This window comes from Hwanghaeella sp. LZ110, from assembly GCF_048892525.1.
Classification (GTDB): Bacteria; Pseudomonadota; Alphaproteobacteria; order UBA8366; family Aestuariispiraceae; genus Pacificispira.
This window is the reverse complement of sequence record NZ_JBLZHT010000007.1, coordinates 184172-195407: the sequence shown is the minus strand read 5'-3', so window position 1 is coordinate 195407 and position 11236 is coordinate 184172. Positions and strand designations below refer to the sequence as shown.

Genomic DNA, 11236 nt, shown 5'->3' with positions numbered 1-11236 from the left:
TCCCACCGCCGGCGCCGGTCGGCCAGGTCCTGGGCGCGTTCCGGCTGATAGCCACCGGGCCAGGCTTTTGTGCGCCGCCCGTTGCGCCGGATCTCGCGCGAAACCGTCGATGCGGAGCGCCCCAGCGCCGCCGCAATCGCTCGAAGAGATCTACCGCCTTCATGAAGGCGGCAGATCTCTATACGCTCCGAAAGACAGAGCTGATCATATGAATTTCCCATCGCAACACCGTTCTAGCAGTGTTGCACTTCTTTCGTGAGTCCTTGGTATCTAGGGCCAAACGTCCGACTGTCTGCTTGCGGCTCTGGACCCCGGATCAAGTCCGGGGTGACGGTGCATTAGGCAAGTGTCTCCTCACCCTGAGGAGCGGAGCGTCTCGAAGGGGGAGCCCTCTGTAAGCACCGCGTTTACAGCGCATCCTTCGAGACGGCGCTATCGCGCCTCCTCAGGATGAGAATTCAAATGAGTCTTACCCACGCAGGCGGGTATCCAGGGCCAAATGCAGTTAAATTCCGCTGATCCCTTTGACTTGCTGTAGCGGATGCCTTGATCGTCGGGGCGACGCGCCGCACGATGCGGGGACGGAGGATGGTTATGACACAAATTGATGTTGATGGATTACGGGCAGACACGCCGGGCTGTGGCGGGGGAATGGCGCATTTGAACAATGCTGGGGCTGGCCTGATGCCGCGCCCGGTGCTGGAAGAATTGACCGGGCATCTGGTGCGGGAAGCAACCGTTGGCGGCTATGAGGCAGCCGCCCTGGTCGCACCCAAGATGGAGGCCATGTATCACAGCGCCGCGCGGCTGATTGGCGGCAAGGCCAGCGAAATCGCCTATCTGGAGAATGCGACGCGGGCCTGGGACGCAGTGTTCTATGCTTTTGACTGGCAGCCTGGCGACCGTGTTGTGACGGGATCCAGCGAGTATAATTCCAACATGATTGCCTTTCGCCATGCACAGGACCGCTATGGTATTGAACTGGTACTGGCCCCGGATGCGGAGGATGGCACGGTTGATCCAGACGGGCTGGAAGCAGTGTTGGATGACCGGGTGCGGCTGATCTGTATCTCCCACATGCCGACCAATGACGGGCTGATCAATCCGGTTGCAGAGATTGGCGCGATTGCTAAGCGCCATGGTATTCCCTTTCTGCTGGATGCCTGTCAGTCGGTCGGGCATATGCCGGTCGATGTCAGCCAGATCCACTGCACCATGTTGTCTGCGACTGGGCGGAAATACTTGCGCGGGCCGCGTGGGACGGGGTTCTTATGGGTCCGGGAAGACTGGATTCCGCGCCTGAACCCACCCTTTCTGGACAATCGCGCCGCCAAATGGACGGGGGTTGATCACTATGAAGTCGCCCAGACTGCACGGCGGTTTGAGAACTGGGAAAGTTACATCGCGGGGCGTCTGGGCCTTGGGGTGGCCCTTGATTATGCACACAGCATCGGGATGGCGGCGATCTGGGACCGCCTTCAGTCCCTTTCCACCCGATTGCGCGATGGGCTGTCGGATTGCCCCGGTGTCACCCTGCATGATCGCGGCACGGCCAAAAGCGGGATTGTGACCTTCACCAAGGCGGGGCTGACCTCGGCAGAGGTTTCAACCCATCTGAGGCTGCAGCATCGGATCAACACCTCGGTCTCAGATGTGCAATTGACCCGGGAAGCTTTGATCGCCAGCGGGGTCCCCAATATGGTTCGGGCATCGCCCCATGCGTATAATACAGAGGCAGAGGTCGACGCCCTGATCGCGGCGGTTAATGCTTTGAAATAATGTTGTGTTCGGGACCAAACGGGAAGCCGGTGATATCTTCGGCCCCGGTTTCGGTCACGATCAGAATGTCATGTTCGCGATATCCCCCGGCGCCGGGCAGATGGTCTGGCAGCATGATCATTGGTTCCATGGAAACCACCATGCCGGGCTGTAGGGTGGTATCAATATCCTCGCGCAGTTCCACACCCGCTTCGCGCCCGTAATAGTGGCTCAAGACGCCAAAGCTGTGGCCATAGCCAAAAGACCGGTATTGCAGCAGGTCCCAGCCGCGATACATATCGTTCAATTCGGCGGCGATATCGCAACAGCGCGCGCCGGGCTTGATCAATTCAATGCCCCGGCGGTGAACGGCACAATTCTTTTCCCACAGGTCCAGTTCCACATCGGTCGCTTGCTCACAGAACAGGGTGCGTTCCAGGGCTGTGTAATAGCCAAAGATCATGGGGAAGCAGTTCAGGGACAGGATATCCCCGGACTCCACAATGCGATTTGTGACGGGGTTGTGGGCACCATCGGTGTTGATGCCCGACTGAAACCAGGTCCAGGTATCCATCAATTCCACATAGGGATAGGATGCGGCTATTTCCCGGATCATTGCATTGGTTGAAGCGATGGCAATCTCATGCTCTGGCACACCGGCCTGCACGGCCTCGACCAGGGCGGCCCCGCCCAGATCAGCAACCTGCGCGCCTTTTCGGATCAGCACATGTTCTTCGGCGGATTTGATGGAGCGCATCCACATCGAAGGTTGGCCCACATCGACGAATTCCACGCCGGGAAGGGCATCTTCCAACTGCTTGCGGGTATCCAAGGTGACGTGATCGAATTCAATGCCCAGGCGCTTGATACCCTTGGTCAGGGATTGGATCGCGTAATAGTAATTGTCCCGCCGCCAGTCGGTATAGGTGATGTTGTCGCCTGCCGTGCGGCGATAGGGTTGCCCGCCATCGATCCCGGCGGAAATGGACGTGGCCTTTTGGTGGTCAATGACAAAGCCGAACTTGCGCCCGAAATAGCAATACAGGAACCCCGCGTAATAATTTATGCAGTGATAGGATGTGAACAGACAGGCATCCACATCTTCCTTTGCCATCCAGTCCCGCACAGCATCCTGGCGTCGTCGCATCTCTTTCTCAGAAAAGGGGGAGTAGGTCTTGTCCCCATTATGCCAGGTTACCAAACGCGCCAAGTCATCGGACATAGAAACCCCTGTCGTGGTTATCGAAATATTCTAGCTTTGTTTCATGGGAAGGGAGGCTCGCCAAGTGGTTTGTGATCGTGCCATGAGCGGATTCGAAAACCTGTCTTTGATTTAACAGGTTAGTCATGGGTTTCTGCTTGAGTTAAATCAGCAATTCGCTCCGCCATCATGATGACGGGAATGTTGGTATTGGCACAGGGAATCGATGGCATCAGGGAGGCATCGCAGACCCGCAACCCAGTAACCCCATGCACACGGCCTGACGCCGATGTGACCGCCATTGGATCCTCAGACGATCCCATACGACATGTGCCTGACGCGTGCCAAGTGCCACCGACATGCCGGCGGACAAAGTCGGTCATCGCATCGTCGTCTTGCAAGAGGGCATGAAGGGTGGTGCCCAATGTGATGGTGCTGTGAACCAGGGGCGCGCGCAAAGGCCCAGCGATATCCAACAATGCAGACAGGGCACCCCGCTGCAAGGCGTTCCAAAGACCGGGACTGGCGATCTTGGCAACACGCGGGGAATAACTGGACGGGAAAACAGTATCGCGGAATCCGGTCATATGGGGGTCCAGCAGTGCTTGTGCGCCCAGGCGCAGGGAGAGCTTTAAACGATCAAGGTCTCGATCATCCGATAACATCTGGAAATCAACCACGGGTTCGATTGCGGGATCTTGCGAGGTTATTTTCATATGACCGCGCGAATAGGATTTATTGACCCAGAAGAACAGCCCCCCCATCCGATGTCCCACGGAATGCCAGCCGGACCGGGATAGGATGGCCCCATGCATATCGCCTTGCGGTGTTCCGGGCAGACCTGAGGAAAATCGCCAAACGGATTGTTCGTGATGTTCTCCAGGATTGGTTTCGCGCATCTTGCGGGGCAAATAGGCGGCAAGGGCGATGGACGGATGTTCCATAAGATTGCGTCCAACACCGTTGAGGGGCGCAACGACAGGGATGTTCAGGGCGCTCAGGTCGTCTGTGGGACCAATACCGGATCGCATCAGCAAGGCCGGGGAATGTATCGCACCGGATGCGACGATCACCTCCTTTGCGTAGATTGACTCCGACACGTGCCCGACAATCTGTGCCCCAACCGCTTGCTTGCCTTCAAACAAAACACGCGCGGCGATGCTGTCGGTGATTATGTGCAGGTTTGGGCGCCGGCGGACCTCCGCTGTCAGGTAAGCCAGGGATGTCGGCTGTCGATCTCCGGCATCGCTGATGGCGACGGCCCCGCGAAAAGTTCCATCCTGCCAGGGTCCGTTCTGATCGGGTCGTATCGGGTATCCTTGTTGATCCAGGGTTTGCATAACACGATCGACAAAGGGTGATATCTGCGCATCTGTAATCCGCCGGATTGCCAATGGCCCCTCTTTTCCATGCAGCGGGCCATCAAAATCGCGGTCGCTCTCGATCTTACGGAAATAGGGTAGGCAATTCTCCCAGGTCCAGCCGGTCGCCCCTAATGCATCCCATTCATCATAGTCCGATGGCGCGCCGCGATTAGCCATCAATGCGTTAATGGCAGAGCCACCGCCGAGTATCTTCCCCTGCTCATAACGTCGGGGTCTGCGTGGTGGGCGGTTTGTGCCCATCAATGCGGTCAGGCTGTTCCAGATGTTGCGGGTGTCCAGATAGGCCCGTCCGGGATAGCGACTGCGAATATCGTGTGGGACGTCATCCTGGTTGATACTGCGACCGGCCTCAACCAGGACGACGGTGCGTTTCGGGTCTTCGGACAGTCTGGCAGCCAAAACGCAGCCTGCAGAACCACCACCCAGGATCAAATAATCGACTGTCATGCGAAACATCCCCCATGGATTGGATTCTGCGTTGCTGCCAGAACATGCCTAACAGTGACAATTCAGGCCTTTGCCGCGAATTCCGCATCCACTGCGTCGGCAAGCTGTTTCAGTGAGGTGAAATGTAAGTCTGGCTTGGTGAACGTTTCGGGGGTGGGGGTGCCGCCATAGCCTTCCTGGTCGTGGCGACGCTCAATCCAGCATGTTGTGTAGCCAAGCTGCATGGATACCCCGATGTCATGATACTGGCTTTGTGCCACATGCAGAATTTCTGATTGTTTGTAGCCAAACGCGGATTGGCGACCCTTGTTAAAGGCAAAGAACTCCGGGTTGGGCTTGGTACAGCCGGTGTCGTCACAGGTAACGCTGTCGTGGAATGGATTGCCCAGCGTATGGGAATGACCCGAAAATACGGTCCGATCCCCATTGGTCATCGCGACAAGGCGAAAGTTCTTACGAAGACGGGCCAAAGCCTCAACGGAGTCTGAAAAAGCGGGCCAATGGAAAATTCCTGCCTGAAAGGCATGCGCCGTCGTTTCGTCATTCTTAAAGCCAAGCTCATTAGCTACAGCCAGATAGACATCCTTCATGGCGGCGGAGGAGCGCCCATAGAATTGATTGCGCGCTCGAATATAGGGTTCGAAAATCTCGTCATCCGTCGCGGCGGCTGCTTTTTCTCCCCCAAGCGCGCGGAAGCCATTCAAGACGCCAGCCTCGAAGTCAATTAAGGTTCCGATAACATCAAATGTCATCACTTTAAAATCGGTGATTTTCATCGCTTCATTTCCTTGTAAGTAAAATGTCTTATTCAAAGCTGCCTTATTTGAAACTGACTGCGGAACGGCTTTCTTCGCAATTGAAAAAAAGTTCTGATCGGTATTACATCATGTAATGACAAAGCTGCGACGATCAGTGCCTTCAATGAACGGGCTCTTCACTTTTGAGGCTGCGGGTCGCTGTGGCAATTTCTCAAAAGCGGCAGAGGAGTTGAATGTAACACCGGCCGCAGTCAGTCGGATGATCTCCCGGTTGGAGGATCATCTGGACAGCCCCCTTTTCTTGCGCCGCCCCGGGGGTGTGGATTTGACGCCGGCGGGTCAGATCCTGTTCGATGCCATCGCACGGGGCTTTTCCGGCATCGAAAATGCGCTTCGGGAAATCGAAGACCGGCGGGGTGGGGTGGAAACCGTCACCCTGTCTGTATCTACAGCCTTTACCACGCATTGGGTGATGCCGCGGATGACCCGGTTCAAGGAGGCTTTTCCAGGGGTTGAACTGCGCTTCCATCTGATGATGGGTCCCATTGCCGGGACAGTGAATGATGTCGACCTTGGAATGCGCTATGCAGACGGTGCGGATTCCCGGCATGAAGCCGCCTATATCATGCCGGAAATTCTAATCCCGATTTGTACGCCATCTTATTTGGAAAGTCATAGGACCAGCGGGCAGGGCCCCAAGCGGGCTCCAATCTCAACCATCAATCTCAGCGATGCGCAACCGGACTGGTCCAGTTTCTTTACCTCGGGCAAGCAGGGGGAAGTTGATCATTCAATGGTCTTTTCAGACTATGCCATCGTTGTCCAGGCAGCCCTGCTGGGCCAAGGGGTTGCCTTGGGCTGGTTGAATGTTGTTGCCCATTGGCTGCGCACACAGGCATTGGTGCCTGAACGCAATCAAGTGCGGATTACGGATCGGAAATGCCAGATGCTGCGCCTGCGCGACAAACCCACACGGTCAATCGTGATGAAGGTGCAGGATTGGATTATCACTGAGTTGCATAAGGATATGCGGGCGGTGGACACCCTGTATCCCGAACTGGATATCGCTAACCTGCTTTAAATGTAACCGTCGGTCTTCAGACTGCGGAACTCTGATTTGGCAACGATGATATGGTCGTGCAGTCGAATATCCACTTTGGACAGGGCGTCGCGCACATCGCGTGTCATGTCGATATCGGCTTTGGAGGGGGTCGGGTCGCCGGACGGGTGATTATGCACCATGATCAGGGCGCTGGCCCCCAATTCCAGGGCACGTTTCACAACTTCGCGGGGGTATAGCGGCGTATGGTTCACGGTGCCGCGCTGTTGCACCTCGTCTGCCATCAGGCGGTTTCGATTGTCCAGGAACAACAGCCGGAACTGTTCGACCTTCTCTCGACCCATCGCAGCGCGGCAATAGTCCACCACCGCCTGCCAGGAAGACAGCACATGCGCGCCTTCAATTTCCTGGCGCAACAATCGAATGACGGACTGTTGTACAATCTTTAATCCGACGACAGAGGTCTCTCCCAGGCCGGGCTCGGCGGCCAATCGTGCCGTATCCGCCGACAAGACACCGCCAAAGCTGCCAAACTTCGTGATCAGGGATTTTGCCAGGGGTTTAACATCGCGGCGCGGAATGGTCTGACACAGCAGCAGTTCAAGCAGTTCATAATCTTCCATATGCGCCCCCATGTCCTTCAGAAAGCGAGTTCTGAGGCGCTTTCTATGCTCCAGGTGGTGGGGCTTTTCAGGTTTATCCACCCGGGGAGCATCATCGGTCATAGAAGGGGCATCCCGCGTTGTGCGTTGGTCCGGTCAGAAGGTCTGACTTACAGGTAGGGGGGCTTGTCCCAGCCTTTCGGGGATTTCGTGAAAATCTCCACGCCCGTGCCGGTCACGCCGATGGAATGTTCAAACTGGGCCGACAGAGAGCGGTCCTTGGTAACAGCCGTCCAACCATCATCCAGGGTTTTTACGGGGTACTTCCCGGCATTGATCATCGGCTCGATGGTGAAAAACATACCCTGTCGCAGTTCGATTCCGGTATCGGGCTCGCCATAATGCAGCACGCTGGGGGCATCATGGAAAACGCGGCCCAATCCATGACCACAGAAATCCCGCACGACAGAGAAGCGCTGAGCCTCTGCATAGCGTTGAATGATATGACCGATATCGCCCAGGCGCATACCGGGCTTTACCGCTTCGATCGCCATCATCATGGATGTATAGGTGACATCGATCAGCTTCGTGGCCTTGACCGGCACCTTGTCGCCCACTGGGAACATGCGGCTGGTATCGCCATGCCAGCCGTCCAGAATGACAGTGATATCAATATTGATGATATCACCATTCATCAGCTTCTTATTGTCATCTGGTATGCCATGGCACACGACGTGATTGACACTGGTGCAGATCGATTTTGGAAAACCGCGATAGTTCAGCGGGGCCGGAATGGCGCCATTATCTGTAATGAATTCATGGCACAGACGGTCCAGTTCGCCAGTCGACACGCCGGGCACCACATAGGGCGTGATAAAGTCCAGCGTTTCCGCGGCCAGACGTCCGGCTTGGCGCATCGATTCAAAATCTGCCGCGTCGTGCAGTTTAATGCGGCCTGCTTCGGTATTGTACAGCATGTCAGTCATGATCCGTTGCTTGATTGCGCGCGGGGTCAAATGGAAGCAATCCAGATCCCGGCAGCGCAAATTGTTAAAACGCGCGGGGCTAGACCCGCAGCGGTACAGGAGAGTTAAGTTTTATGCCCTCTGGCGTCACGATGCAATCATAGCATAATGCTTCAACCCCTGCAGCCTTTGCTTGCGCAAAGGCCACGGCATAAGCGGGATCAATATCCTGTGCCAGGCTGAAATGGGTGCAATCGCTGCGTTGTACAAGATACAGCATCACGGCGCGTGCGCCTTCTGAAACAATATCAGACAGTTCCGCCAGGTGCTTGGCGCCTCGTTCGGTCTTTGCATCCGGGAATTGCGCCGCTGCCGGGTCCGGGCCGTCGGGGCGGCGCAATGTCACACTTTTAATTTCAACATAACAGGGGGACCGTTCCTGGTCTTCCAGCAACAGATCAATGCGACTGTTACGGCTGCCATAGCGGACCTCGCGGCGCATATCGCTGTAGCCCGATAAGGGTTTGATCTGGCCGGTACGGATTGCCGATTCAACGATACGATTGGCCAGATTGGTGTTGATGCCTACAGCTGCGGGACCGTCTGGACAGACTTGTGTCGCAATTTCCCAGCGCCAGGCCAGTTTCGCCGTCGGGTTTCGATTGGGCGATAACCACACCCGGCTGCCGGGATCGGCCAATCCCATCATGGAGCCCGGATTGCCACAATGGGCGATCCCTTCGCTGCCATCGGGAAAGGCGATATCGGCCAGAAATCGTTTGTAGCGCTTGATCAGGCGGGCTTCGATCAAGGGTTCCGGATAGCGCAGCGTCATCCTTCGGCGCGAACCTGTTCGACAATTTCCTGAAGTTTTTCATAGGGGACATACCCCCCAACGAAGTTCTTGCCGATCACCATTGCCGGTGTTCCGCGAATATCCAGGCTTTCCGAAATACTGCGGATCATGGCCAGATATTGCATCACTTTCGGGGCATTCATGTCGTCTTTCAGTTGTGCAACATCCAAGCCCACTTCATCGGCGATATCAAAGATGACCTCGTCGCTTAGCTGACCCTGATGACCCATCATGGCATCATGAAATTCCAGGTATTTCCCCTGCTCCTGTGAGGCAAGCGCCGCGCGGGACGCAACCAAAGAGGCCGGGCCCAGAATGGGCAATTCCGCGAAAATGACCTTCAGCTTTTGGTCTTCTTTCATCAACTTTTGCACACCGGGATGGAGGCGTTTGCAATAGCCGCATTGATAGTCGAAAAATTCCACCATCACGACATCGCTATCATCCGCGCCGAAAGTGGGCGTTAAGGGACTGGCGGTCAGTGTCGGGACCACTTGATCAATTATGCTATCGCGTTGTTGCTCCTTGGCGGCCTGTTGCCGTTCTTCCAAGGACCGGATTGCCTCCAGGATTACTTCTGGATTGGCCATCAGGTAATCATGAACAATGCCTTCGATACGCTGACGTTCTGCCGGGTCAACCGCATCCTGCGCGCGCGCTGAGGGGACGGATATGGCGACCATTGTCACAAGCGCCAGCATCGCAAGACACAGCGCGCGATAGGGGTTTCCGATTGCCGCATGAAGGGGTTGTCGTATCATTGACTAAAGATTCCTGTCTGTAGACTTCACGTTTATAAGGTTTAATTTATCATGGGTTTAGTTGGAAATGCAGGCTGGGCCAAGTCTTTCAGTCACCCACCTGTGCATTGTCACGAAGCTTTGATCATTCGCTATTTATCATCCGCGCGATAGATGATGTCTTGCGCCTGAATCCAGGAAGCTGATTCCTTTGGCAAGGCTTCCATCGCCCGTGTCGCCAGCGCCTTGGCCTGTTCTTTCTCGCCTTTTCGATGGGCAACCTCCGCCTGGGTCAGCAGGACCATTCCGGTTTCTCCGCGATTTTGATGGGCCTGCCCTTTGACGTTCCACGCACGGATCATGTCGGGTTCATACGACAGTGCGATATTGGCGTTATCCAGGGCTTCCTGAACATTCGCCTCACCGCCAAGCTGCAACAGGGTCTCGCCCAAGGTCGTTCGAACCAATGCCGCCCAGGGAAGGATCTCTATGGCGGCGCGATAGCTTTCTGTCGCCTCCGCCAGTTTTCCCGACCGTCTGAGGATATCGCCTTTGGTCTCCAGGAAGAAAGGATCCTTGGGACTGTCCGCCAACAGCGTATCAATCTCCTTCAAGGATTCGTCCAGCTTGAACAATTCCATATAGGCGATGGATCGGGCGTAATGAGCGGGAACAGAGGTATCGCTGACGGGATAATCTCTCAGCGCGTCTTTTGGCGTCAGATAAGCCTCCAGTTTTGCGCGCATACGCAGATGCACAGCTAAATATTCCGGGGGCAGCTTTGCGGCACTGACGGGGGAGGTGTCGACATGGTTCTGAACAAAAAGGATGCGGTCTTCGGTCAGCGGGTGTGTGCGGGTATAGGGATTGGCCCCTGCACTGTATAGGCGGTCTTGGGATTGCAGGATATGCATGAAATCCAACATGCCTTTCGCAGAAATTCCCGCTTCGTCCAGAAAGGTCATGGCGGCCTGATCTGCCGCCTGCTCGTTGGCGCGGGAATAGGACAGAAAGCTGCGTTCCCCGATTTGTTGGCCCAAGGTGGCCCCTGCCGCAGCGGCCTGCCCATCGCCGGTTGCCAGCGCTGCGCCCAGTCCCAACAGCATGCCGGCAATGGCAGCAGCCTGCGCATTCTCGATAGTGCCCTTGAATTTTGATAAATGTCCGCCAGTAATATGGCCCAATTCGTGCGCCAGAACGCCGATTACCTCGCCGGGCTCATCGGCTGTGATTAAAAGACCCGTATTGATAAAAATGCGCTGTCCACCTGCCACAAAAGCATTCAGACGGCTGTCATTAATCAGATGAATCTGGATCGAACTGGCATCTACCCCTGCAGCCTCAAAAATGCGTTGCAGATAAAACCGAATGGTGTTTTCAACTTCGGTGTCGCGGATAAAACTGATATCTCGGCCTTGCGCATGCGCCGGGGAAAAAGGCACACTCCCAGCGACGCTTGAAAAC

At 55.8% G+C, this 11236-nt stretch carries 11 protein-coding genes; 2 read left to right on the top strand and 9 right to left on the bottom strand.

Annotated elements, in window-relative coordinates; genetic code table 11:
• Window positions 1–221: helix-turn-helix domain-containing protein (locus tag ACOSDM_RS15425; RefSeq protein WP_420725439.1), on the bottom strand; the 221-nt coding region annotated here is incomplete at its 3' end.
• Window positions 222–594: 373 nt separating this feature from the next.
• Between ACOSDM_RS15425 and ACOSDM_RS15420 the strand changes: the two genes are divergently transcribed.
• A complete protein-coding gene (locus ACOSDM_RS15420; RefSeq protein ID WP_420725438.1) occupies window positions 595–1779 on the top strand; it encodes an aminotransferase class V-fold PLP-dependent enzyme in 1185 nt (394 codons plus the stop codon).
• On the opposite strand, the gene ACOSDM_RS15415 is transcribed toward ACOSDM_RS15420, so the two are convergent.
• From ACOSDM_RS15415 to ACOSDM_RS15405, 3 genes are all read right to left on the bottom strand, one after another.
• Window positions 1763–2980, bottom strand: coding sequence for a M24 family metallopeptidase (locus ACOSDM_RS15415; RefSeq protein WP_420725437.1), 1218 nt, complete (start codon window positions 2978–2980; stop codon window positions 1763–1765). The two genes, ACOSDM_RS15420 and ACOSDM_RS15415, sit on opposite strands and share 17 nt — an antisense overlap.
• Before the next feature lie 119 nt (window positions 2981–3099).
• Window positions 3100–4791: a GMC family oxidoreductase gene (locus tag ACOSDM_RS15410; RefSeq protein WP_420725436.1), complete on the bottom strand. Its 1692-nt coding sequence runs from the start codon at window positions 4789–4791 to the stop codon at window positions 3100–3102.
• Between the two features lie 62 nt (window positions 4792–4853).
• Window positions 4854–5567, bottom strand: a complete 714-nt coding sequence (locus ACOSDM_RS15405; protein WP_420725435.1) for an HAD-IA family hydrolase — start codon at window positions 5565–5567, stop codon at window positions 4854–4856.
• Window positions 5568–5712: 145 nt separating this feature from the next.
• On the opposite strand from ACOSDM_RS15405, the gene ACOSDM_RS15400 reads away from it, so the two are divergent.
• Window positions 5713–6630, top strand: a complete 918-nt coding sequence (locus ACOSDM_RS15400) for a LysR family transcriptional regulator (protein ID WP_420725434.1) — start codon at window positions 5713–5715, stop codon at window positions 6628–6630.
• Here the strand turns inward: ACOSDM_RS15400 and radC are convergent.
• From radC to ACOSDM_RS15375, 5 genes are all read right to left on the bottom strand, one after another.
• Complete coding sequence (radC, locus tag ACOSDM_RS15395) at window positions 6627–7334, bottom strand: RadC family protein (protein WP_420725433.1); 708 nt, start codon at window positions 7332–7334, stop codon at window positions 6627–6629. The two genes, ACOSDM_RS15400 and radC, sit on opposite strands and share 4 nt — an antisense overlap.
• A 47-nt stretch (window positions 7335–7381) precedes the next feature.
• On the bottom strand, window positions 7382–8188 hold the full coding sequence (gene map, locus ACOSDM_RS15390; RefSeq protein WP_420725444.1) for a type I methionyl aminopeptidase: 807 nt from the start codon (window positions 8186–8188) through the stop codon (window positions 7382–7384).
• 88 nt (window positions 8189–8276) lie between these two features.
• Window positions 8277–9011: a DNA/RNA nuclease SfsA gene (gene sfsA / locus ACOSDM_RS15385; protein ID WP_420725432.1), complete on the bottom strand. Its 735-nt coding sequence runs from the start codon at window positions 9009–9011 to the stop codon at window positions 8277–8279.
• Entirely contained in the window at window positions 9008–9793 is a 786-nt protein-coding gene (locus ACOSDM_RS15380; protein WP_420725431.1) for a DsbA family protein, read from the bottom strand. The genes sfsA and ACOSDM_RS15380 overlap by 4 nt, the downstream gene beginning before the upstream one ends.
• A 131-nt stretch (window positions 9794–9924) precedes the next feature.
• Window positions 9925–11214, bottom strand: a complete 1290-nt coding sequence (locus ACOSDM_RS15375; protein ID WP_420725430.1) for a M48 family metalloprotease — start codon at window positions 11212–11214, stop codon at window positions 9925–9927.
• Between the last annotated feature and the right edge of the window lie 22 nt (window positions 11215–11236).